The sequence below is a fragment of the Lonepinella sp. MS14434 genome, assembly GCF_042468235.1.
Taxonomy (GTDB): Bacteria; Pseudomonadota; Gammaproteobacteria; order Enterobacterales; family Pasteurellaceae; genus Lonepinella.
Genome location: NZ_CP170386.1, coordinates 766,820 through 789,681 on the forward strand (window position 1 = coordinate 766,820; position 22,862 = coordinate 789,681).

General features: G+C 37.9%; 23 protein-coding genes. 14 read left to right on the plus strand and 9 right to left on the minus strand.

The window, feature by feature from the left end; translation table 11 throughout:
• Window positions 1-105 precede the first annotated feature (105 nt).
• Window positions 106-1,059, plus strand: coding sequence for an AEC family transporter (locus O1Q79_RS03790; RefSeq protein ID WP_386693030.1), 954 nt, complete (start codon window positions 106-108; stop codon window positions 1,057-1,059).
• Here O1Q79_RS03790 and O1Q79_RS03795 read toward each other — a convergent pair.
• The 4 genes from O1Q79_RS03795 to O1Q79_RS03810 all read right to left on the minus strand — a co-directional run bounded on the left by O1Q79_RS03795 (window position 1,056) and on the right by O1Q79_RS03810 (window position 5,701).
• On the minus strand, window positions 1,056-1,874 hold the full coding sequence (locus O1Q79_RS03795; protein ID WP_386693031.1) for a D-hexose-6-phosphate mutarotase: 819 nt from the start codon (window positions 1,872-1,874) through the stop codon (window positions 1,056-1,058). The two genes, O1Q79_RS03790 and O1Q79_RS03795, sit on opposite strands and share 4 nt — an antisense overlap.
• Before the next feature lie 51 nt (window positions 1,875-1,925).
• On the minus strand, window positions 1,926-3,458 hold the full coding sequence (locus tag O1Q79_RS03800) for an ABC transporter permease (RefSeq protein ID WP_386693032.1): 1,533 nt from the start codon (window positions 3,456-3,458) through the stop codon (window positions 1,926-1,928).
• Between the two features lie 38 nt (window positions 3,459-3,496).
• On the minus strand, window positions 3,497-4,516 hold the full coding sequence (locus O1Q79_RS03805) for an extracellular solute-binding protein (RefSeq protein WP_386693033.1): 1,020 nt from the start codon (window positions 4,514-4,516) through the stop codon (window positions 3,497-3,499).
• Window positions 4,517-4,609: 93 nt separating this feature from the next.
• On the minus strand, window positions 4,610-5,701 hold the full coding sequence (locus tag O1Q79_RS03810) for an ABC transporter ATP-binding protein (RefSeq protein WP_386693034.1): 1,092 nt from the start codon (window positions 5,699-5,701) through the stop codon (window positions 4,610-4,612).
• An 87-nt stretch (window positions 5,702-5,788) separates the two neighbouring features.
• Between O1Q79_RS03810 and O1Q79_RS03815 the strand changes: the two genes are divergently transcribed.
• The 9 genes from O1Q79_RS03815 to rplT all read left to right on the plus strand — a co-directional run bounded on the left by O1Q79_RS03815 (window position 5,789) and on the right by rplT (window position 14,100).
• On the plus strand, window positions 5,789-7,714 hold the full coding sequence (locus tag O1Q79_RS03815; protein ID WP_386693036.1) for an ATP-dependent DNA helicase: 1,926 nt from the start codon (window positions 5,789-5,791) through the stop codon (window positions 7,712-7,714).
• Window positions 7,715-7,777: 63 nt separating this feature from the next.
• Complete coding sequence (locus O1Q79_RS03820) at window positions 7,778-8,392, plus strand: glutathione S-transferase (protein ID WP_386693037.1); 615 nt, start codon at window positions 7,778-7,780, stop codon at window positions 8,390-8,392.
• A gap of 15 nt (window positions 8,393-8,407) precedes the next feature.
• On the plus strand, window positions 8,408-9,121 hold the full coding sequence (tsaB, locus tag O1Q79_RS03825; RefSeq protein WP_386693038.1) for a tRNA (adenosine(37)-N6)-threonylcarbamoyltransferase complex dimerization subunit type 1 TsaB: 714 nt from the start codon (window positions 8,408-8,410) through the stop codon (window positions 9,119-9,121).
• A gap of 21 nt (window positions 9,122-9,142) precedes the next feature.
• Window positions 9,143-9,691, plus strand: a complete 549-nt coding sequence (locus tag O1Q79_RS03830) for a Slp family lipoprotein (protein WP_386686232.1) — start codon at window positions 9,143-9,145, stop codon at window positions 9,689-9,691.
• A 46-nt stretch (window positions 9,692-9,737) separates the two neighbouring features.
• Entirely contained in the window at window positions 9,738-11,426 is a 1,689-nt protein-coding gene (gene fadD / locus O1Q79_RS03835; RefSeq protein ID WP_386693039.1) for a long-chain-fatty-acid--CoA ligase FadD, read from the plus strand.
• A gap of 2 nt (window positions 11,427-11,428) precedes the next feature.
• Complete coding sequence (rnd, locus tag O1Q79_RS03840; protein ID WP_386693040.1) at window positions 11,429-12,571, plus strand: ribonuclease D; 1,143 nt, start codon at window positions 11,429-11,431, stop codon at window positions 12,569-12,571.
• Window positions 12,572-12,753: 182 nt separating this feature from the next.
• Window positions 12,754-13,293, plus strand: coding sequence for a translation initiation factor IF-3 (gene infC / locus O1Q79_RS03845; protein ID WP_386690242.1), 540 nt, complete (start codon window positions 12,754-12,756; stop codon window positions 13,291-13,293).
• A gap of 195 nt (window positions 13,294-13,488) precedes the next feature.
• The gene (gene rpmI / locus O1Q79_RS03850) at window positions 13,489-13,686 is read left to right on the plus strand and encodes a 50S ribosomal protein L35 (RefSeq protein ID WP_005596065.1); all 198 of its coding nucleotides are present in this window, start codon (window positions 13,489-13,491) and stop codon (window positions 13,684-13,686) included.
• A 60-nt stretch (window positions 13,687-13,746) separates the two neighbouring features.
• Window positions 13,747-14,100, plus strand: a complete 354-nt coding sequence (rplT, locus tag O1Q79_RS03855; protein WP_005596075.1) for a 50S ribosomal protein L20 — start codon at window positions 13,747-13,749, stop codon at window positions 14,098-14,100.
• A gap of 117 nt (window positions 14,101-14,217) precedes the next feature.
• On the opposite strand, the gene O1Q79_RS03860 is transcribed toward rplT, so the two are convergent.
• From O1Q79_RS03860 to purE, 3 genes are all read right to left on the minus strand, one after another.
• Window positions 14,218-15,408, minus strand: coding sequence for an amino acid aminotransferase (locus tag O1Q79_RS03860; RefSeq protein WP_386693041.1), 1,191 nt, complete (start codon window positions 15,406-15,408; stop codon window positions 14,218-14,220).
• Between the two features lie 148 nt (window positions 15,409-15,556).
• Complete coding sequence (purK, locus tag O1Q79_RS03865) at window positions 15,557-16,636, minus strand: 5-(carboxyamino)imidazole ribonucleotide synthase (protein ID WP_386693042.1); 1,080 nt, start codon at window positions 16,634-16,636, stop codon at window positions 15,557-15,559.
• 57 nt (window positions 16,637-16,693) lie between these two features.
• Window positions 16,694-17,191, minus strand: a complete 498-nt coding sequence (gene purE / locus O1Q79_RS03870; protein WP_386693043.1) for a 5-(carboxyamino)imidazole ribonucleotide mutase — start codon at window positions 17,189-17,191, stop codon at window positions 16,694-16,696.
• A 211-nt stretch (window positions 17,192-17,402) separates the two neighbouring features.
• Here purE and O1Q79_RS03875 point away from each other — a divergent pair, with 211 nt between their 5' ends.
• The 3 genes from O1Q79_RS03875 to cysB all read left to right on the plus strand — a co-directional run bounded on the left by O1Q79_RS03875 (window position 17,403) and on the right by cysB (window position 20,234).
• Entirely contained in the window at window positions 17,403-18,026 is a 624-nt protein-coding gene (locus O1Q79_RS03875) for an L-threonylcarbamoyladenylate synthase (RefSeq protein ID WP_386693044.1), read from the plus strand.
• Between the two features lie 288 nt (window positions 18,027-18,314).
• Window positions 18,315-19,226 carry a 23S rRNA pseudouridine(2605) synthase RluB gene (gene rluB / locus O1Q79_RS03880; protein ID WP_386693345.1) on the plus strand — a complete coding sequence of 304 codons (912 nt, stop codon included), beginning with the start codon at window positions 18,315-18,317 and terminating at the stop codon, window positions 19,224-19,226.
• Window positions 19,227-19,262: 36 nt separating this feature from the next.
• Complete coding sequence (cysB, locus tag O1Q79_RS03885; protein ID WP_386693045.1) at window positions 19,263-20,234, plus strand: HTH-type transcriptional regulator CysB; 972 nt, start codon at window positions 19,263-19,265, stop codon at window positions 20,232-20,234.
• 37 nt (window positions 20,235-20,271) lie between these two features.
• On the opposite strand, the gene asnS is transcribed toward cysB, so the two are convergent.
• Window positions 20,272-21,675 (minus strand): asparagine--tRNA ligase, encoded by a 1,404-nt coding sequence (asnS, locus tag O1Q79_RS03890; RefSeq protein ID WP_386693046.1) that lies wholly within the window; start codon window positions 21,673-21,675, stop codon window positions 20,272-20,274.
• A 283-nt stretch (window positions 21,676-21,958) separates the two neighbouring features.
• Here asnS and cspD point away from each other — a divergent pair, with 283 nt between their 5' ends.
• Window positions 21,959-22,168, plus strand: coding sequence for a cold shock domain-containing protein CspD (gene cspD / locus O1Q79_RS03895; protein ID WP_386693047.1), 210 nt, complete (start codon window positions 21,959-21,961; stop codon window positions 22,166-22,168).
• A 74-nt stretch (window positions 22,169-22,242) separates the two neighbouring features.
• Here the strand turns inward: cspD and O1Q79_RS03900 are convergent, their stop codons facing one another.
• Complete coding sequence (locus O1Q79_RS03900; RefSeq protein WP_386693048.1) at window positions 22,243-22,857, minus strand: DedA family protein; 615 nt, start codon at window positions 22,855-22,857, stop codon at window positions 22,243-22,245.
• Window positions 22,858-22,862 lie beyond the last annotated feature (5 nt).

A 22,862-nucleotide genomic window follows, 5' to 3' on the forward strand; every position in this document is an offset into this window, starting at 1 on the left:
AATAGCTATCCATTGGTAAAATATAAAGCCTTTTGTTATATTAGTAAAATAGTGTTTGTTTATCAAATTTCAAGCCTACTGCCAATTTAAATCTAATGGTGATATATGGATCAATTCATTTCATCTTTTTTATTTTCGTTAAACGTTACATTACCGATTATTCTCTTATTGTTACTCGGTATGTGGTTACGCCGTTCACAAGTAGTGGATGAACGTTTTTGCGATCAAGCAACGAAAGTAATTTTCAATATTACGCTACCATTAATGTTATTTTTTAGTGTTTATGGTAAAGACATTGACTATTTTTCGCAAATAAAATTGATTTCAGTAGGCATCGCTGGCACCGTCTTTTTATTTTTAATCGGTGAGTTTTTAGCCAGCCGATTTGTGCTGGAAAAACGAGAAAGAAGTAGTCTAGTGCAATCCTTTTATCGAGGCAATAATGGTATTTTAGGATTAGCATTTTGTGTTAATGCTTATGGGCAACAAGCTCTTACACCCGCATCTATTTATTCTGCTGCGTTAATTTTTGTTTATAATATCTTAGCTGTTATTACCTTAACTCGCTCTCTGTCAAATGAAAAAGTCAACGCATTACAAATGATGCAACGTGTTGGCAAAAATCCTCTGATTATTGCTATAGCGGTTGGTTTTTTGGCCAATACTGTTCACTTACAACTACCGAAACCACTTGCTACAACAGGGCATTATTTGGCGGATATTACTTTGCCGTTTGCTTTAATTTGTGCTGGAGCAAGCATTAATTTTCGTGGTTTAAACAATACCTCAAAAGTGGCAACTTGGGGAAGTCTAGGACGTTTATTGGTATCCCCTTTATTGATGTTATCTCTTGCCCAATTAGCAGGATTAAATGGTATAAATATGGGGATTGTGCTGTTAATGGCAATCACACCATTAGCCTCTGCCGCTTATACAATGACCAAAGCCATGGGCGGAAATGGCACAACGGTAGCAAATATTATCGGCATTACTACCGTTGGCTCGTTGTTGGTATCATCTCTGGTATTAATGTGGTTAAAGCAGAGTGGTTTTATCTAAACAGCGGTGGATTTTACCTGAATTTTCACACCAACAGGATCTGTGCTTAATGGTTTTTTAATCCGTGCAGTTTCTACGCAGAGCATGGTTTCATATCCGATGTCTGACATACTGCTAGTTGGTTTATGCCACGGATTCCACACTACAATTTCTGAAGCATTAATATGTTCAACAGTAATAATACGTTGATTGAATTTATCTTCAATTAATGTAGCACCGTTTTCTGCGGAATAAATACAATCGACATTTTCCTCAATAGCACGTGGTGATGGCACCGTTTCTTGTTGTTGAATTAATTGATTAAAGGTGGTAATCGGTAAATTATGTAATAAAGTTTGTACTATATCGCCCACCTTAAAATAACTATGTAAGGCTAATTGTGCATTGTTTTGATGATAATTAGTAAAAATTAATTCACATTGTTGCGAGAATATCATTTCGATCTTAGCTATGGCTGTTTTATCTTCAGCTAACAAAGAAAGGGTAATTTTGACTGTATCTTGATGAATGTCGTAATCAGTTAAATCCCATAAACTAATACGAGCAAAACCATGTGCTGGCGTTCCACCATTACCAAACCACGGAAAACAAATAGGCACACCACCACGAATTGCCGAACCTTGTTTAAATGGTTCAATCTCACTTAACCAAAATACATCTTGCTTGCAATGTGCAGGTTGCCAACTGAATAAATGAGCACCTTGTAGAGCAATTTTTGCCGTGCCGACAGGGTGATTGAGTTCTAATACGGGGATTTCATTATATTGATAAAGACGAAGTTCATTACTTATAGATTTGATTAAAGTGCGGTGCATAATTTTTCCTTTTTATGTGATAAATCAATGTCGCTAAATTGTAACACAAACTCACTTCGCCAAATAGCGTTTCAACAAAAACACAGGTATCCCTGAAAATACAATCAACGATAAGCCATACACCGCAACAATAGAATATTGCAACCCTTCTTCTGCGTGCCACAATTCAATGGACAGGGTTGAAAGTTGGCGTGGCGAAAGAATTATGGTTACGGTCAATTCTTTGCTCATTTGCAAAAAACACAGGGAGAAACCTGCGATTAACCCTGGGGAAACCAAGGGTAAAATCACACGGCGGAACAGTCGCCAACGGGTTTTACCTAATGAATCAGAAATCCACTCAATACCTGTGGGAATTTGCTCAATGGACGAACGTAAAGCTGTTTGAGCAAGAGGCAAATAGAGCATTAAATAGGCTGGGAAAAGCACATAATGGGTTTGATAAATAGATGGAAAATACAACAAGCTATATTTGGCAATGGCAAAGCCGATTACCACCGCAGGAATGGCGTGCAAAATAAAGGGTAAACGTTCAATATATTGGGTAAAGGGGGATCGGTAACGAATGGAAATCCACACCAACGGAAAGGCAATTATTAGCGTAATTAACGCCGCACTTAAGGTCAGCCAAAGGGTGCTAAACAGCACGCTGAAATAATCCGACCATTGAAAATACTCACTATGAATCGCCGATCCTTCCCATATCCACTGAATTAAAATCACCACAGGCACCAAAATGCCCAACACAAAAATCGACAAAATAAAGCCAATAGCGAGCCATTCAAATTTGCCCAATGAGATCGGGGCAGGGGGCGAAATCAACCCTTTGCCCACACGCACAATTTGTTCATTGCCACGCAATTTTAATTCAAAGCCGACAATAACAAAGCACAATAACACCAACACTAAACAAAGCAACACGGCTTCTTGGGTGTTGTAATAGGCTTCAAATTCATTAAAAATCGCCACACTAAAGGTTTTGTAACCCAAAATCGCCACCGCCCCAAATTCAATTAATAAATGTAACGCAATCAATAAGATCGCACTGCCAATGGCGGGGCGTAATTGGGGAAAAATGACCTTGATAAATGTATGCCAACGAGAACGATTAAGCGAATAGCTCACTTCTTCCCATGCCGAGTCCAATCGTTTCAGGGTGGCAGAAATCGGCAAAAATGCCAACGGAAAAGACACTAATGTCATCACAAAACAGGCACCGAATAAGCCAGAAAATAACACGGTATCCACACTAAACCACGTGAAACTGCTGACGATAGACGGAATACACAAAGGCAAACTGATTAAGGTGGTCAACAAATTTTTGTAGCGAATTTGACAACGTTCCAACAAAAAAGCACAGATTAACGCCAGTAAAATCGCCGTGCTGGTAACAATAAAACAAAGCAATAGGGTGTTTAATAATAACCGTGCGGTTTGGGCGTTAAATAATAATTGGGAAATTTGACTAGCGTTGCTGGAAAGACCGTATTGAGCAATATACAGAAAAGGAAAACACATCGGCAAAATAATAAAAATTACCACCGCACTTAGCCAAATTGGAGGACGTTTGATGTTCGTTTGCATCGTAAAATCGGGGTGTACAACGACACCCCGAATCCTTTTTATTGAATACCTGCTTCTTTAATCAACGTTTTTGCTTCTTCAATTTCGGCGTAATTATTAAAGGTGGTTTTTGGTGGATTTAAACTATCCAGAGGCACTAAATAGCTCACAGGTGAAACGGCTTTCGCATTGGTTGGCCATTCGCCTGATGTGGAAATATAGGCTTCTTGTCCATCTTTGCTGGTTAAGAATGCCAAGAATTGTTGAGCTTCTTTTTGCTGTTTAGACGCTTTCAACACCGCAGCCGCAGAGAAACTCAAGGCAGAATCCGCATCCGCATTACGCATATAGTGGATTTTCGCTTGAACATTTTCTTGTCCTTTTTCTTTATAAAGACGTTCCAAATAATATTGGTTAATCATCGCCACACCTAATTCACCCGCATCCACTTTTTTCAATGCAGGCGTATGACCAGTAATAGATTGTCCATTTTCTTTCATTGCTTTTAAGAACGCTTTGGTAGCATCTAAACCGTGTAATTTTTTATAAATGGCAATTTGATCCACTAATGCACCAGAACCTGGGTGATAAGAGAAATTGCCTTTCCATTTTGGATCATTAACCATTTCTGTCCAAGATTTTGGCAAATCTTTTTCCGCAATTTTATTCGGGTTATACGCCAACACACGGCTACGCACGCCAATTGGCACAAAATCTTTTTTCGGAGCTTGTGGCACGTTTTCGCCTTTTACGTTGGCTAATGCGTCATCGCCCACTGGTGCTAATAAACCAGCTTCACTTAAGGAAAGGAATGGACCTGTGCTTTCAGCGATAAAAATATCCGCAGGCGATTTTGCCCTTTCTTCTTTCAATAAACCTGCTAATTCAGGGGTTTTACCTGTTTTTAATTCAACTTTAATGCCTGTTTTTTCGGTAAATAATTGGGCTGCTTTTTCTACGCCTGCATTTTTGTGCTGACCGTTATATACCAACAGATCTGCCATTGCTACATTAGATAACATTAAACCTGCGACAGTAAAGCCTGTTAAAATCACGTTTTTTTTCAATAACTTTTTCATTGCAATACCTTCTTATAAATGATGAATCATATCCATTGACCTTTTAAAAGTCTTTTTTATACTAAACTAGATAAGAATGATTTTCAATAATATTTATAGGTAGAATTTAGCTCGTTCATGAACCTGCAAAATATAACTTTCCCCCGTGTATAAACGAAAGGTGTTAGATAATGAAAAATCCAACGTTTGCCCTGCGATATCCACCCAGACATGGCTATGTTTGCCTTGAAATTGCTGTTTTAACAATTTCACCAGAGTACCTGATGACGCAAGTGCGGTTAAATTTAAGGGAGATTTTGCCTTTTTATCTACAGGTATCAGCGTAATACTTTCGGGGCGAATCATCAATTTTCCCAGTGAATCAAGGGGGGCATTATTGGGGTGAATATTGACTTGACCTAACAAACATTGTACCTGTTCAGAGGCAATTAACAGGGCATCAATAATCAATGTATCCCCGATAAATTGTGCAATTTCTAAGCTATTGGGGTGATAATACATTCCCTGAGCCGTATCTAATTGCACCAATTTTCCATTAAATAACAAGGCAATACGATCCGAACAAAGCAAGGCTTCTTCGCAATCGTGAGTGACAAGAATGGCGGATGTTTGACTGCGTTTTAAAATCGCCAACAATTCATCTCGAATTTGAGATCGCAAATATTGATCTAACGCCGAAAAGGGTTCATCTAACAAAATTAACGCAGGCGACACTACTAACGCCCGAGCCAATGCCACACGCTGTTGCTGCCCACCTGAAAGCTGATGTGGCATTGCATCGGCAAAATTTGTCATTCCCGTGAGTGCCAAAATTTCACCAATTTTCTGTTGTTCTTCAGGTAATTTCCCTTTGCCATCACCTAAGCCATACGCTACATTGTGATACACAGACAAATGCGGAAATAAAATCCCTTCTTGCACCACATAACCCACGTTCCGATCACGAGGATGAATAAATGTCTTTGGCGAACAAACCAAACGATCTCCAATATAAATTTCCCCCTGTTCTGGTCGTTCAAAGCCTGCTATCGCACGCAATAACGTGGTTTTGCCACAACCTGATGGTCCTAACAGGGTTAAAATTTCCCCTTTTGCCAGTTCAAAGGAAATATCATGATTCACCTGATGTTTACCATCATAGCTTTTGTGTAGGTGAGAAAGCGTGAGAATGGGTAATGGGGACATAGCAACCTTAAATTTGTTTGATAAACTTGTCTTTTTATCATATCAAGATGATACAATACCGCAAAATGAATAATCAAATAAATAATAATGTCAAAGCAATCTGAAATAATCCAAATTTTCTCTGAAACTGGGGCGTTAAGCCAGCAGATTAGCGGTTTTCGTCCCCGTCAGGAACAGCTTGACATGGCAACTGCGGTGGAAAAATCTATTAAAAATCGCACCGCACTTGTCGTTGAAGCTGGTACTGGTACGGGAAAAACCTTTGCTTATCTAGTCCCAGCTTTATTAGCCAAAAAGAAAACGATTATTTCGACTGGTTCAAAGAACTTACAAGATCAATTATTTAAGCGTGATTTACCTGCCATTAAACAAGCCTTAAATTACACAGGCAAAATCGCCTTACTAAAAGGACGAGCTAATTATTTATGCTTGGAACGTATGGAACAGGTGAAATATATGGGCTTAGTTGGGGATAAATCCATTTTAGTGGATTTAAGCAAAGTACAAAAATGGCAAATTAGCACCCAAACAGGGGATCTGTCCGAATGTAGTACATTGCCTGAAGATAGCCCGATTTTGCCACAATTAACCAGCACTACTGATAGCTGCTTAGGCTCGGATTGTCCGCATTATAACGATTGTTATGTGGCATTGGCTCGTAAAAAGGCATTGGCAGCAGATTTGGTCGTAGTCAATCATCATTTATTTTGTGCGGATATGGCGGTGAAAGAAAGTGGCTTTGCTGAGCTTATTCCTGATGCGGAAGTCATTATTTTTGACGAAGCTCATCAACTGCCTGATATTGCCAGTCAATATTTTGGGCAAACTCTCACATCTCGCCAGCTATTTGATATTTGTAAAGATTTACAAATTGTCTATCGTACCGAAGTGAAAGATATGCAACAGCTTGGAGTAGCTAGTGATCATCTGTTAAAAATGGTGCAAGATTTTCGTTTATTACTTGGAGAGGGTAATCAACGTGGCAACTGGCGAGATTTATTGCGACAAATCGTGGTGCAAAAAGGGCTAGAAATTTTACAAGAAAAATTGGATTTCACCGCCGAAGTGGTGAAACTCGCTTTAGGACGTTCGCAAACCCTAGACAGCATTTATGACCGCATTATTGCAGTAAAAAAACAGCTCACACGCCTTGCTGACACCAGCATTACAGGCTACTGCTATTGGTACGAAACTTTTAACCGCCAATTTGGCTTGCATATTACACCACTCACCGTGGCGGATAAATTCGGTGAACAAATGGCAAATCAAAAAGCGGCGTGGATTTTCACCTCTGCCACCCTTGAAGTCGGTGGAAATTTCGATCATTTTTGCCAGCGTTTAGGGATTCAACAAGCCGAGCAAAAAGTGCTACATAGTCCCTTTAATTATGCTGAACAAGCCATGCTTTGTGTGCCACGTTATTTACCAAGCAGCAACCAAAAACACACTTTGCAACAATTAGCAGAAATGTTATTACCTGTGATTGAAGCCAACAAGGGTCGTTGTTTTATGCTTTGTACTTCTTATTTTATGATGAAAGGTTTGGCGGAATATTTCCGTGCAAACAGTCAGCTTTCTATTTTATTACAAGGCGAAATGTCAAAAGTCAAATTGCTCGATCATTTTATTCATGAACCACACAGTGTACTCGTTGCCACATCTAGTTTTTGGGAGGGCATTGATGTAAGGGGCGAGGCTCTTTCGTTGGTCATTATTGATAAATTGCCTTTTACATCACCAGATGAACCCTTACTTAAAGCTCGCATTGAAGATTGTAAATTACAGGGTGGGGAACCGTTTAATGATTTACAAATTCCAGAAGCGGTCATTGCTTTAAAACAAGGGGTGGGGCGACTAATTCGTGATGTTACAGACAAAGGAGCAGTGATTATTTGTGATAGCCGTTTAGTCAATCGTCCTTATGGCGAAACCTTTTTGAAAAGTTTGCCAAATGCGAAACGTACCAGAGATTTAACTAAGATTGTTGATTTTTTGAAAGAGTTGCAGAATTAAAGTATTTGTACTATAAATTATCTAATTTGTTTCGTGTATAAATATATTCAAAGGAGAAACCCTATGAAACTTTGGTATTCAACAACCAGTCCGTTTGTGCGTAAAGTATTAGTCACTATTAAACATCATCAATTAGATGATAAAATTGAGATGTTACCGATTAAATCATCTTTCGATTCTAATTCACTACATAATCAGGATAATCCGCTTGGACGTGTCCCCGCGTTGCAACGTAATTGTGGACGCTGGTTATTCGGTAGTCTGTTGATTGCGGAATATTTAGATAATAAAGGCAAAAATGCAACACTATTTCCAAAAGAAGGTAAAGCCCGTTGGAATGTATTGGCGTTGCATAATTTAGCCGATGGGATTATGGAAAATACCTTGCCAATTATTTCCGAGAAAATGTTGCGACCAGAAGCAGAGTGGTGGACCAGTCGTCATCAGCAATTAATGGATCGCAATTTAAAAAGTTTTGCTCAATTAGAACAAAATTTAGCGGAATTTGGCACGGAATTGAACATTGGTACAATCTTTGCTGTTTGTGTGATTGATTGGTGGACATTACGTGCGGAAAAATTAGGCATTAATTTTGGTAAAAGTTTTCCAAATCTAGTAAAATGGTCGGACGAGATGAATGCAAAATATCCTGTGCTGGCAGAAACTGCACCGCAATAATAAAAATGGAACACTATGACAAAGCTAACTTTACTCGCCTTGGACACTTCAACAGAAGCCTGTTCTGTGGCGTTACTGCATCAGGGCGAAATTACTCATTTAGATGAAGTGGCACAACGTACCCATACTAAACGGATTTTACCTATGATTGATCAGATTTTAGGGCAATCGGGCTTACAGCTTAACCAGCTAGATGCGTTGGTATTTGGGCGTGGTCCAGGTAGTTTTACAGGTGTGCGAGTAGGGGCGAGTGTAGCTCAAGGGTTAGCTTTTGGTGCAGATTTACCTGTCATTGCGGTATCCAATTTGACTGCCATGGCTCAAGCAGCTTACCAACAACATCAAGCAGAACAGGTGCTTGGTGCGATTGATGCTCGTATGAATGAAGTGTATTTTTCCGCCTTAAAAGCTGAAAAAGTGCGGTTAGAAATTGGCGAGTTTTTGCAATGGCAAGCAATAATTGCGGAACAGGTATGTTCACCAGCAAGATTGCTTGAGCAGGCTAACCCATTAAGCGGGAATTGGTTAACTGTTGGTACAGGATGGCAAGCTTATTCATCGTTAAATAATATGGCTAAAAATAGTGAAATTACTTTGCCATCAGCAAAATATATGCTTTCCGTCGCCGTGCCGATGTGGTTTGCCAAGCAGACTATTACTGCCACAGAAATTGAACCTGTGTATTTGCGTAATGAAGTGACTTGGAAAAAATTACCTGATAGAGAATAGCTATCAAAATAAGGAGTTGCTATGAAAAAAATATTGTTTTTTATCACCGCACTTTTATTAGTCGGTTGCGTTAATCCACCACAAGGGTTAGAAAAAGACGAATTCACTATCCAAAATTTAAAGGATATCGATCAAGATCATTATGCTTGTCAATGTAAAGATGTTCGCTTGGGCGGTAAAGTGTTATCTGTTGATGTACTGAAAAATCAAACCAAGATAGAAGTGTTGAGTTTGCAAGTGTCATCATTTTCTGCCAAACCTGTGTTAGATAGCACGACAAATGGTCGTTTTATTGCATATTTAAAGGGTTTTGTGGATCCTGAAAGTTTGAAAGACCAATACATTACGGTGAAAGGCAAGTTGACTGGAAAAGAGATGGGTAAAATTGATCAAGCAGACTATCAATATCCAGTAGTAACCGTACAAGCCTTTAAACAATGGCAGTTAGTGAAAGAATATTATTATGAATATGATGACTGGGATTATTATCCTTTCGGCTTCGGACCACGCTGGGGATTAATGGGACGATTCTGGTTTGCCCAACCAAAAGTACGTTATGTACTACGTTAAGTACGTTTGTACTACGTTAATGTTGTAAAAAATAATAAGGATTTATATGGAAAAATTATGGATTGATAATTATCCGAATGGGGTAGAAAAAGAAGTTGATATTAATAAATATCCTAATTTATTAGATATGTTTGATAGTGCGGTGCAAAAACATCCCGATCGCCCTGCTTATATTAATATGGGCAAAGCGTTGACTTTTCGCAAATTGGAAGAACGTAGTCGGGCGTTCGCCGCTTATTTACAAAATGAATTAAAACTGAAACGTGGCGATCGTGTCGCATTGATGATGCCAAATTTATTGCAATATCCGATAGCCTTATTTGGTGTGTTGCGTGCAGGTTTAATCGTGGTGAATGTCAATCCGCTTTATACACCACGAGAATTGGAACATCAATTACAAGATAGTGGTGCAGTCGCTATTGTGGTAGTGTCGAACTTTGCATCGACTTTAGAAAAAGTCGTATTTAACACCGCAGTTAAGCATGTTATTTTAACGCGAATGGGAGATCAGCTTTCTTTTGGTAAACGTACGCTGGTTAATTTTATAGTGAAATACGTTAAAAAATTAGTACCAAAATATAAATTACCAAACGCAGTAACCTTTCGTGAAGTGTTAAGTATTGGCAAGATGCGTCAATATGTTCGCCCTGAATTAGAACCAACAGATTTAGCCTTTTTACAATATACTGGTGGCACCACAGGGGTGGCAAAAGGTGCGATGTTGTCGCATGGTAATATGGTAGCGAATGTGATGCAAGCTCGTTGGATTGCCGAACCTTTTGTGGGCGATAATCGCCGTGAACGCAAAGCGATTTTGCCATTGCCGTTATATCACGTTTTTGCCTTATGTGCGAACTGCCTATTATTTATTGAGTTAGGCATAACAGCAGTATTAATTACTAATCCACGTGATATTGATAGCTTTATTAAAGAATTGAAAAAACATCACTTTGTGGCGTTAACAGGGGTAAATACCTTGTTTAATGCTTTGTTAAATAATGAGAATTTTAAAGAAGTTGATTTCTCAGGATTAAAATTAACAGTCGGTGGCGGTATGCCAGTTCAGCAAGCTATTGCAACTCGTTGGCACGAATTAACCGATTGTAATATTATTGAGGGTTATGGATTAACTGAATGTTCGCCTTTGGTGGCAGCATCTACGGTAGATTGTTTAGTGCATGACGGTAGTATTGGTTTGCCAGTACCCAATACAGATATTAAAATTTTGAAAGAAGACGGCAATGAAGCAAATTTAGGGGAAACAGGTGAACTTTGGGTTAAAGGTAAACAGGTAATGCAAGGTTATTGGCAACGTCCAGAAGCCACAGGTGAAGTGCTAAAAGATGGTTGGTTAGCCACAGGTGACATTGTCACAATGAATAAAAAAGGTATTCTACGTATTGTGGATCGTAAAAAAGATATGATTTTGGTATCAGGTTTTAATGTATATCCAAATGAAATTGAAGATGTAGTGATGTTAAATTATAAAGTGGCAGAAGTGGTAGCGATAGGTGTTCCACATGAAGTATCTGGCGAAACCATTAAAATTTTTGTGGTAAAAAAAGATGATAGCTTAACCCGTGATGAGCTACGTCAACATTGTCGCCAACATTTAACTGGCTATAAAATTCCGAAACAAATTGAATTTCGTGACGAATTGCCAAAAAGCAATATTGGTAAAATTTTACGCCGTGTGTTGCGTGATGAAGAATTGGCGAAACGTCTGAATAATTAATCATGATAAAAAAAATCCAAAATAAACCGCACTTTCAGATGATTAGTGATAATCAAGGTTTGGCTCAAGTTTGCGAATTGGCTCAACAAAAAACAGTGCTTGCTTTAGATACGGAATTTATCCGAGTACGCAGTTATTATCCCAAATTAGGTTTAATTCAACTCTATGATGGCGAGCAAGTCAGTCTAATCGATCCTAATGAAATCACCGATTTTTCGCCTTTTATTGCTTTATTAGCAAATAAAAATGTGCTGAAAGTGTTGCATGCTTGCTATGAAGATTTAGAAGTATTTCAACATTATTTCAATCAGTTACCGATACCGTTAATTGATACACAAATTATGGCGAATTTTTTGTCTTTCCCAAATTCCACAGGGTTAGCCACTTTAATTCAGCATTATTTTGAATTTAGCCTTGATAAAGGAGCATCTCGAACCGATTGGTTGGCTCGTCCTTTATCAGACAAACAACTGGAATATGCGGCGGCAGATGTATGGTATTTGTTACCACTTTATCACAAAATGGCAGACCAACTCGCTAAAACACCTTGGCAAAGTGCGGTGCAATTTGACAGCTATTTATTGTTGGAAAAGCAAGGGAAAGTTAAAGACCCCGATAAAGCCTATTTAACTATTCCAAATGCTAATAAGCTCAATTCAGAACAATTAATGCGATTAAAATTATTAGTAAAATGGCGACAACAAGAAGCGATTAAACGTGATCTTGCATTGAATTTTGTGGTTCGTGCAGAAACTTTATGGTTGATAGCAAAATATAATCCACAAAATACATCCTCATTGTTAGATTTAGGTATTCATTCGCAAGAAGTACGGATTCATGGTAAAAAAATGTTGCAAGTCATTGAACAAATGAAACGTGTTGAAGCTACGGATTACCCAGCAATAATTGAACGATTTTCCGATGATCCACGTTATAAAAAAGCATTCAAAGCCTTGCAACAAAAATTACTAGAAATTGTTCCTGAAGATTTAGCCTGTGAAGTCATTGCAAGTCGTAAGAGTTTAGAAAAATTAATGAAATGGGTTTGGCTTAAACAAAAAGATTCAAACAAATTACCCGATTTGATGAGAGATTGGCGTGAACCTTTTGGGCAAAAATTGTGTGAAATATTGGAAACCCCTTAACCACAAAATTTTTATGTATAAAAAGCATTCTTTTATTGCATAAATTCGAAAAATCTCGTAGAATTCTGCCTGTTTTGCTCAGTTTAAGAGCAAAGATAGAAATCATTTCTTCTGCTGTTTCTTCAGGAACAATTGGCGAGAAAATATGATATAAAAAATAAAGTTACTAGAGGAATTGCACTATTAAACCAGTAAAACGTGTTCAGACAACTCGAGCTCATCGTCTTAATGATGAAATTCGTGTTAAAGAAGTTCGCCTAACCGATCAAGACGGCGAGCAATTAGGTATCGTATCAATTCAAGAAGCATTAGCAAAAGCTGAAGAAGCTGAGTTAGACTTAGTTGAGATTAGCCCAAATGCTGAACCGCCAGTTTGTCGTATTATGAACTACGGTAAATTTATTTACGAAAAAGAAAAAGCCGCTAAAGAGCAGAAGAAAAAACAAAAAGTAGTACAGGTTAAGGAAATTAAATTCCGTCCAGGTACAGATGAAGGTGACTATCAAATTAAACTTCGTAGCTTAGTTCGCTTTTTGGAAGATGGGGATAAAGCTAAAATCACCGTTCGTTTCCGTGGACGTGAAATGGTTCACCAAAGCTTAGGTTTTGATGTGTTAGAACGTGTAAAAAATGACTTGGCAGAAATTGCAGTGGTAGAATCAGCACCAAGCAAACTAGAAGGTCGCCAAGCTATTATGGTACTAGCACCTAAAAAGAAATAATTTTTCATTGAGATACTTTCTTGATGAAAAATATAAAGCGTATCAGGCACACTCAGCAGCCTGATTGCTTTTATATGATAACGGGGGAAAACGCCTGTTATAATCAGTGTGATAAATACGAGCTTTACAAGTAATGTTGCAAAACATTCGCCTATTTATCGTTTTTTTAACAAAACAATGCGGAGTTATTAAACAATGCCTAAAATTAAAACAGTACGTGGTGCTGCGAAGCGTTTCAAGAAAACAGCTTCTGGCGGTTTCAAGCGTAAACAATCTCACTTACGTCATATTTTGACTAAGAAAACCACTAAACGTAAACGTCATCTACGTCATAAATCTATGGTTGCGAAAGCAGACCAAGTTTTAGTTGTAGCGTGCTTGCCATACGCATAAGATAAGCACAAGCGTTCATTAGTAAATTTTAGTTAAACATATACATTAGGAGATTAAATAATGGCTCGTGTAAAACGTGGTGTTATTGCAAGAGCGCGTCATAAGAAAGTTCTTAAGGCCGCTAAAGGTTATTATGGTGCACGTTCACGTGTGTATCGTGTTGCTTTCCAAGCAGTGATCAAAGCTGGTCAATATGCTTACCGTGACCGCCGTCAACGTAAACGTCAATTCCGTCAATTATGGATTGCACGTATCAACGCTGCAGCACGTCAAAACGGTTTATCTTACAGTAAATTCATCAATGGCTTGAAAAAAGCCTCTGTTGAAATCGACCGTAAGATTTTAGCTGACATCGCTGTATTCGATAAAGTGGCTTTTGCTGCTTTAGTTGAAAAAGCAAAATCTGCTCTTTAATTCTTAAAGAATAGAAAATTAGGACGCTGTTTAGCGTCCTTTTTTGTGGGAGCATAGTACGAAAAAATAACCCTGCATTAGCTACAGGGTTAAATATAAAATTTCGTATCTATAAAGTTAAAGCACTTTCACAATACTCTCACACAAATGACGAATATTATCTTCGGTAATACCTGCCACATTAATACGACCAGAACGTACTGCATAAATCGCAAATTCATCTTTTAAGCGATCTACTTGATCTGCATTTAATCCACTGAAAGAGAACATACCGTTTTGTTGCGTAATAAAGCCGAAATCTTGTGTTGCACCAAATTCTTTGAGTAATTCAACAAATTTGGTACGCATCGCTTTAATACGATTACGCATTTCAGTTAATTCATCTTCCCATTGTTTACGTAATACGGGATCCGCCAACACAATGGCAACCGTTGCAGCACCATGTGAAGCAGGGTTAGAGTAGAGTGTACGTACAATAGTTTTAACTTGAGTTAAAGCTGTTGCAGCAATTTGTTCATTTTCAGCCACTAACGTAAATGCACCAACACGTTCGTTGTATAAACCGAAGTTTTTAGAGTAAGAACTGGCAACTAATAGTTCTTTATGGTTTGCTGCAAAAGTACGTAATCCTACGGCATCTTCATCTAAACCGTTGCCTAAACCTTGATAAGCGAAGTCAAATAATGGCAACCAACCATTTTGGGCTGACAAATTGGCTAATTGTTGCCATTGTTCTGGAGTTGGGTCGATACCCGTTGGGTTATGACAGCAACCGTGTAGCAATACCACATCTCCCTCGCTAGCATTACTTAAATCGGCAATTAGGTTATCCCAATCTAAGGCTTTACGTTCAGCATCATAGTAACGATATTCACGAATAGTCATACCAACCGCATTGAAAATAGCATTGTGGTTTGGCCATGTTGGCGTGCTAATCCACACATTTTGTGCTTTAGTTTGGCGTTTAATAAATTCTGCTGCAATACGCAATGCCCCTGTACCACCAAGACTTTGTACGGTTTTGGCACGGCGTTGGGTAACGATTTCTGAACCTTCACCAAACAATAAGATTTTGGTACGTTCATTAAAATCTGCTACACCGTCAATCGCTAAATAATTTTTTGTCGTTTCAATATCAAATAAACGTTGTTCTGCTTCTTTAACCGCTTTCATAATCGGTGTTGAACCATGTGCATCTTTATAAACACCAATACCTAAATTAATTTTATTGGCACGATTTTCTGATTTAAATGCCTCGCCTAAGCCTAAAATAGGATCGGCAGGTGCCGGAGTAATATGTTCAAACATAGCTATTGTCCTTTTAAATGTAAATGTTTTGTTAATGTATTAAAATTTATACTCTGTATAACCTAAAATTGCAAGTAGTTATTCAATCAGGTATAACCATTTTACTATTGAATTTGGTAAAGTTTAAAAATTGCAGTACAAAATTAAATTATTTTAATTTTTCAATCGTCCAATCTAAACCAGAGTGATAATCTTCTGGTAATTCCGTACGTAATTTATTTAGTTGAGTGATTAATTGGTTTTTATCGATATGAGTCAAATTAATATGCCCTAATTTTCGCCCCGCTCGCACTTCTTTGCCATACCAATGGATTTGACTAAAAGGCGTGTTTAACCATTGTGGATTATGTGCTGTACCGATTAAATTGACCATTACACTTGGTGCAAAGATTTCTAATTTAGGCGTTGGTAAATCTAATAATGCTCGCAAATGCAATTCAAATTGGCTAATTGAGCAGCCGAGTTGAGTCCAATGTACGCTGTTGTGAACTCGAGGGGCTAATTCATTAATTAATAGTTGGTTTTTAACCACAAAACATTCCATTGCCATAACACCTACATAGTTGAGTTTGTGCATCACTTTGCCAAGCATTTGTTCTGCTTGTGGTTGTAAATGAATATTTGAATTGTCGGCAACGCTATAACGTAAAATACCATTTTGCTGTAAATTATGCGTTACAGGATAAAAGCGAGTTTCACCATTTCTAAATCTAGCTCCCACAATGGATACTTCACCATCAAAGGGAATAAATTTTTCCGCAATCACTTCACCGAATAAGTCATCTGTAATCACATCTTGATTTTGTGGTGTAACAATCCATTGTCCTCGACCATCATAACCACCAGTACGGCGTTTTATTACCACTTTTTCACCTATTTTGGTAAAAATATGCTTAAAATCCACCGCACTTTTTACTAATGTCCATGGCGAAGTTGGAAGATTTAATTCATTTAACAGCGATTTTTGGCTAAACCGATCTGCGGTAGTGGCAAACACTTTTTGGTTAACAAATTTATCATGATTACCGAGCATTTCAGTTAAAGGCGTTGGTTCCCAACGTTCAATTTCCGCCGTAATAATGGCATCTTTTGGCAAATCAAATAGGGGAGCGTTAAAGTCTAATGGTTCAACATTAATATCTAAAGGGGCTCCAGCATAACGTAACATACGCCCAAGTTGACCATTGCCTAGAACATAAATAGTAGGATATAAAGTACTTTGTTGCATAGTAAAAAATCTCAAAAAAGCACCGCACTTTTTATGATAAAGTGCGGTTAAAATTGATCAACTTCTTGGATCTGGATTATCCAACACCACATTGGTTTGATTTTCACGGAATGCTTTTAAACGCACTAATAATTCTGTATCCCAAGCGGCTAAAATTTGAGCTGCTAATAAGCCTGCATTAGCAGCCCCCGCAGGACCAATAGCTAATGTGCCGACAGGAATCCCTTTTGGCATTTGCACGATAGAATAAAGACTATCAACTCCGCTTAACATAGAACTTTTTACTGGCACACCTAATACAGGTACCAAGGTTTTTGCAGCGATCATGCCAGGTAAATGTGCGGCTCCGCCAGCACCAGCAATAATCACTTTGAAACCGTTTTTTTCGGCAGTTTCTGCAAAGCTAAACAATTTGTCTGGTGTACGGTGAGCGGATACCACTTCCACATGATAAGGTACATTTAATTCATCTAAGATTTGAGTGGCTTCTTGCATTGTTATCCAGTCACTTTTGGAACCCATAACAATGGCAATTTGGGGATTTTGATTAGACATTTAAGATTTCCGTAAGAAAAGATTGCTAGTAAAAAACGGAGAGTAGAATAGCATAATTTCAATATCTTAGGCAAATGATTGCAGGATAATTTGAAATATTGCCTGATTGTAATATTCTATAAAAAAATGAGTAAATATAACGCTATTAAAAGTATATAACAATGCAGTATAATACCGCTTGATTTTTTATATTAATTACAATGGAAATACCATGAGTCAGTTTTTCTATGTTCATCCTGAAAATCCACAAGTACGGTTGATTAATCAAGCAGTGGAAATTTTGCGTAATGGCGGTGTGATTGTTTATCCTACAGATTCTGGGTATGCCCTAGGTTGTATGATGGGCGAAAAGCATGCTATGGATCGTATTGTGGCAATTCGTCAATTACCTGAAGGGCATAATTTTACTTTGGTTTGCAGTGATTTATCGGAATTATCTCATTATGCTACAGTGAGTAATGTGGCTTACCGTTTAATTAAAAATAATACCCCAGGGCGTTATACTTTTATTTTAACCGCCACGAAAGAATTACCTCGTCGTTTGATGACATCAAAACGTAAAACTATCGGTATTCGTGTGCCAGATAATCAAATTGCCTTAGATTTATTAAAGGCTTTAGGTGAACCTATTTTATCTTGTTCGTTGATGTTGCCAAAGGAAGAGCATATTACGCAATCTGATCCCGAAGAAATTCGTGATCGTTTAGAACGTCAAGTGGATTTGATTATTCATGGCGGTTATTTAGGTCAAGAACCGACAACAGTTGTGGATTTAACAGATGAAACACCTGTTATTTTGCGAGAAGGTAGTGGTTCAGTAACACCATTTATTTAATTATCTTATTTTATAATGACGCTTGGGAAAGTGACAATAAAGGAAACATTTATGAAATTTCAAACTGCGAAATCACCATTTCGCTCAACAGAACGTTCAACTAAAAAGGTTGAAAAATCACCGCAGTTCAATTCTCGTTTTAGCAGTGAAAAAGGTCGTAATGACAATGATCACAATGATAGAAATCGTGCTGAAAAAGGGCATTCAGAAAAAACTCATTATGCTCGAACGGGTCTTTCAAAAAATAGTGCTAGCAAAAATGAGCAAGCTCCTTTCGAACGTAAACCATTGCCTATGCGTAAACCAAAGCCAGTAGCAATGGCGGAGAAAAAACCAACGGTGGCTGGGGAAAAATTACAAAAGATTTTAGCCAATGCAGGACAAGGTTCTCGCCGTGAAATTGAAACGATTATTGCAGCAGGGCGAGTAAGTGTTGACGGTAAAATCGCAACACTTGGTGACCGCGTCACAGTTCATTCAGGATTAAAAATTCGTATTGATGGCAATTTAATTAATTTAACTGCAGTGCAAAAAGAAGTATGCCGAGTATTGATGTATTACAAACCAGAAGGGGAGTTGTGTACTCGCAATGACCCGGAGGGGCGTGCCACCGTATTTGATCGTTTACCACGCTTATCAGGTTCTCGTTGGATTGCAGTTGGACGTTTAGATATTAATACATCGGGTTTATTATTGTTTACCACAGATGGTGAATTAGCGAATCGTCTGATGCATCCAAGCCAAGAAGTAGAGCGTGAATATTCAGTGCGAGTGTTTGGTGAAGTCAATGATGCGATAATTGCTCGTTTGCGTAAAGGGGTACAATTAGAAGACGGTTTAGCGAATTTTAAAAGTATTAAACCTATGGGCGGTACAGGATTAAATCAATGGTTTGATGTAACACTGATGGAAGGTCGTAACCGTGAAGTTCGTCGTTTGTGGGAAAGTCAAGGCATTCAGGTCAGCCGTTTAATTCGTATTCGTTATGGAAATATTAAATTAATGAAATCTTTGCCACGTGGAGGTTGGGAAGAAATGGATTTAGTTAATGTCAATTATTTACGTGAATTAGTGGGGTTACCGCCTGAAACGGAAACGAAATTAGATGTGACACAAACCAAACGCCGAGCGAATACTGGAAAAATTCGTAAAGCGGTAAAACGTTATAGCGACATTAATAAGCGTTATAAAAAATCCTAGCAAATTAAGAGTAGAATTCGTTAAAGAGAAATTTTTATGAAAATTCAACAACTACGTTATATTGTCGAAATTGTTAATCAGAATTTAAATGTTACCGAAGCATCTGCTGCACTTTATACGTCTCAACCGGGGATTAGTAAACAAGTGCGTTTGTTAGAAGAAGAACTTGGGCTCGAAATTTTCGAGCGGAATGGAAAACATATTAAAGCCATTACGCCAGCGGGCAAAAAAATTATTGGGATTGCTCGTGAGTTGTTGGTGAAAACCCAAGCTATTCGAGCCATTGCAGATGAATATACCCAACCTAATCATGGGGTGTTACGCATTGCTACCACAAATACGCAAGCTCGTTATATGTTACCAGCGGTGATTGAACGTTTTTCCAAGCAATATCCCGATGTCAGTTTACACGTTCATCAAGGTTCACCGAATCAAATTTATGATGCGTTATTATCGGGAGAGGTAGATTTAGCGATTACGACCGAAGCACAATATTTATTTGATGATTTAGTATTGTTGCCTTGCTATTTTTGGAATCGTTCTGTGGTGGTAAAAAAAGATCACCCATTGGCAAAAGTGAAGAATTTAACCATTGCAGAATTGGGGAAACATCCATTAATCACCTATACTTTTGGATTTACTGGTGTTTCTGATTTAGATTATGCTTTTAACAGTGAGGGGATTTTACCTAATATCGTATTTACGGCGACTGATGCGGATGTCATAAAAACCTATGTCAGATTAGGATTAGGGGTTGGCATTATTGCCTCTATGGCACACACGGAAGCAGATTCAGACTTAGTCGCCATTGATGCTAGCCATTTATTTAATTCTAGCATGACTCAAATTGCCTTTAAACACAGTACCTTTTTACGTAATTACATGTATGATTTTATTAATTATTTTTCACCACACTTAACCCGTAATCTAGTAGAAAAAGCGGAAGCTATGCACGATAATAATGCGGTAAAACGGTTGTTTGATGGAGTTGAGTTGGAAAATAAATAAAAAAAGTATGGTGCGTTTTCACGCACCATATTTACAATTAGAAACTCGCATTTCTTGGAGCTCTTGGGAATGGAATGACATCACGGATATTTTGTACACCAGTAACATATACGATTAAACGCTCAAACCCAAGACCAAAACCTGAATGAGGCACTGTACCATAACGGCGTAAATCACGATACCACCAATAGTCTTCTGGATTTAATCCCATTTCGACCATACGTTTATCTAATACATCTAAACGTTCTTCACGTTGTGAACCACCGATGATTTCACCGATTCCTGGTGCTAATACGTCCATCGCTGCCACGGTTTTGCCGTCATCATTTAAACGCATATAGAATGCTTTAATATCTTTCGGATAGTTTTTCACCACCACCGGTGATTTGAAATGTTCTTCTGCTAAATAACGTTCATGTTCCGAAGATAAGTCGATCCCCCAAGACACTGGAAACTCAAATTTTTTGCCAGATTGTAATAACACCTCAATAGCATCTGTGTAATCAATTTGAGCAAAATCAGAACTCACAAAATTTTCTAAACGTGTGATGACATCTTTATCAATGTGTTTAGCAAAAAATTCTAAATCATCACGGCGTTCAGCAAGTACTGCACGGAACACATATTTCAACATATCTTCGGCTAATTTAGCATTATCATTTAAATCTGCAAATGCCACTTCAGGTTCCATCATCCAAAATTCAGCTAAATGACGAGTAGTATTGGAATTTTCTGCACGGAATGTTGGACCGAAAGTATAAACTTTGCTTAATGCACAAGCGTAAGTTTCTGCATTTAATTGACCTGATACGGTTAAAAAGGATTCTCGTCCAAAAAAATCTTGTGAAAAATCCACCGCACCTTTGTCATTACGTGGTAAATTTTCTAAGTCCAAAGTAGAAATGCGGAACATTTCACCCGCTCCCTCTGTATCAGAAGCAGTAATAATTGGGCTGGCTACCCAGAAGAAACCTTGCTCATGGAAGAAACGATGAATAGCTTGAGCTAAACAGTGACGAACTCGAGCTACGGCACCGATAATATTAGTACGTGGACGTAAATGTGCTACCTCACGTAAGTATTCAATAGAATGACGTTTAGCCGCCATTGGGTAAGTATCCGGATCTTCCACCCAACCTGCTACTTCAACAACTTGTACTTGTAACTCAACCGCTTGACCTTCAGCAGGTGATTCTACGACGGTTCCTGTTACAATAACGGAACAACCCGTAGTTAAACGTAATATTTCACTTTCATAATTGGTAATGTCATTATTTACAATGGCTTGAATTGGTGAAAAACAAGAACCATCATAAACCGCAAGGAACGAAAGCCCCGCTTTAGAATCACGGCGAGTACGTACCCAACCACGAACAGTCACACTTTCACCGATGGCAACTTTACCTTGTAGCACATCAGCAATAGAAGCAATTTTTGTCATTTTAATCTCCGAAATCAAAAAGAATTATCTGTTAAAAAATTCTGCTTAGTTTACCTTAAATTCATTGATTTACCAAAAAATCCATTTAAATTTTTGCTAAATATTTTATGCTTCAATTTCTTTTTTGTTTTGCTGAACAGATTAAGCTAAAAAATTTTGTGATCTATGTCGAATTTTGAACATTTGCTGATTGCATAAAATAAAAAAATCCTTAATTATACAAAATAGGTAACAAGAACACTTGTCTTGTTGTTTTGTCATTAGACCAAATTAGAGGTATCGTATGGAAGTTGGTGTTGTTAAATGGTTTAATAATACGAAAGGTTTTGGCTTTATTAACAGAGAGGGCAATGATGAGGATATTTTTGCTCATTTTTCGGTGATTGAAATGGATGGTTATCGTTCATTAAAAGCTGGACAAAAAGTAAATTTTGAAATGGTTAGTGGAGATAAAGGTTCTCAAGCAACTAAAATTATTCCTATTGTTGAGTAATTGAGAATAATAAAAAGTGCGGTGAAAAAGTAATCATTTTTTCACCGCACTTTGATATTTTATTTAATGAAGAATTAATCCCGTTTTTTCTTCATTTTTTTAGCTTTATAGATTTTATAGCCAACGTATAAAACTACCACAGCGACAAGGGCATAAATACTATGTTGTCCATTTTTTATTTGTTGAGCTAACCAGTCTCGGTTATTGGCGCCATGGTAACCCAAATACACCCAAATAGGAACAGAAATTATGGCAGCACAAAAATCTAATAACACAAAACGGGTGTAGCTTACACGATTAGTAATTCCAGAAACCATATAAATGGGAGCCCTTAACCCAGGTAAGAAACGAGCAATAAATAGTACGCGATTGCCATATTGATCAAATTTCTCACGTACGTTTTTTAAACGTTTAGATGAAAGCAATTTGCGTAAAGGGCGGAAACGAAGTATTTTTATGCCATAAATACGACCGAGCCAGTACATGGTACTATCGCCGGCTAATACACCGATCATACTCACTGTCAACATAAGATGTACATTTACGCTTTCGGGGTAAAGCCCTGCAATAATACCTCCTGAAACTAGTGTAATATCTTCAGGAATAGGCACACCAAAACCACAGATAATCAGTACAAAAAGCACCGCCCAATAACCGTAGTCGGTAAAAAAACTAATTAAAACGTCCATTAGAA

Excerpts from the sequence above, each read along its gene's own strand:
- O1Q79_RS03810 (WP_386693034.1), bottom strand. The coding sequence starts at position 5,701 with ATGTCCCCATTACCCATTCTCACGCTTTCTCACCTACACAAAAGCTAT.
- fadD (WP_386693039.1), top strand. The coding sequence starts at position 9,738 with ATGGAAAAATTATGGATTGATAATTATCCGAATGGGGTAGAAAAAGAA.
- O1Q79_RS03830 (WP_386686232.1), top strand. The coding sequence starts at position 9,143 with ATGAAAAAAATATTGTTTTTTATCACCGCACTTTTATTAGTCGGTTGC.
- cspD (WP_386693047.1), top strand. The coding sequence starts at position 21,959 with ATGGAAGTTGGTGTTGTTAAATGGTTTAATAATACGAAAGGTTTTGGC.
- purK (WP_386693042.1), bottom strand. The coding sequence starts at position 16,636 with ATGCAACAAAGTACTTTATATCCTACTATTTATGTTCTAGGCAATGGT.
- purE (WP_386693043.1), bottom strand. The coding sequence starts at position 17,191 with ATGTCTAATCAAAATCCCCAAATTGCCATTGTTATGGGTTCCAAAAGT.
- O1Q79_RS03800 (WP_386693032.1), bottom strand. The coding sequence starts at position 3,458 with ATGCAAACGAACATCAAACGTCCTCCAATTTGGCTAAGTGCGGTGGTA.
- O1Q79_RS03875 (WP_386693044.1), top strand. The coding sequence starts at position 17,403 with ATGAGTCAGTTTTTCTATGTTCATCCTGAAAATCCACAAGTACGGTTG.
- tsaB (WP_386693038.1), top strand. The coding sequence starts at position 8,408 with ATGACAAAGCTAACTTTACTCGCCTTGGACACTTCAACAGAAGCCTGT.
- O1Q79_RS03795 (WP_386693031.1), bottom strand. The coding sequence starts at position 1,874 with ATGCACCGCACTTTAATCAAATCTATAAGTAATGAACTTCGTCTTTAT.
- O1Q79_RS03815 (WP_386693036.1), top strand. The coding sequence starts at position 5,789 with ATGTCAAAGCAATCTGAAATAATCCAAATTTTCTCTGAAACTGGGGCG.
- O1Q79_RS03805 (WP_386693033.1), bottom strand. The coding sequence starts at position 4,516 with ATGAAAAAGTTATTGAAAAAAAACGTGATTTTAACAGGCTTTACTGTC.
- rplT (WP_005596075.1), top strand. The coding sequence starts at position 13,747 with ATGGCTCGTGTAAAACGTGGTGTTATTGCAAGAGCGCGTCATAAGAAA.
- O1Q79_RS03860 (WP_386693041.1), bottom strand. The coding sequence starts at position 15,408 with ATGTTTGAACATATTACTCCGGCACCTGCCGATCCTATTTTAGGCTTA.
- O1Q79_RS03900 (WP_386693048.1), bottom strand. The coding sequence starts at position 22,857 with ATGGACGTTTTAATTAGTTTTTTTACCGACTACGGTTATTGGGCGGTG.
- O1Q79_RS03790 (WP_386693030.1), top strand. The coding sequence starts at position 106 with ATGGATCAATTCATTTCATCTTTTTTATTTTCGTTAAACGTTACATTA.
- rpmI (WP_005596065.1), top strand. The coding sequence starts at position 13,489 with ATGCCTAAAATTAAAACAGTACGTGGTGCTGCGAAGCGTTTCAAGAAA.
- asnS (WP_386693046.1), bottom strand. The coding sequence starts at position 21,675 with ATGACAAAAATTGCTTCTATTGCTGATGTGCTACAAGGTAAAGTTGCC.
- O1Q79_RS03820 (WP_386693037.1), top strand. The coding sequence starts at position 7,778 with ATGAAACTTTGGTATTCAACAACCAGTCCGTTTGTGCGTAAAGTATTA.
- cysB (WP_386693045.1), top strand. The coding sequence starts at position 19,263 with ATGAAAATTCAACAACTACGTTATATTGTCGAAATTGTTAATCAGAAT.
- rnd (WP_386693040.1), top strand. The coding sequence starts at position 11,429 with ATGATAAAAAAAATCCAAAATAAACCGCACTTTCAGATGATTAGTGAT.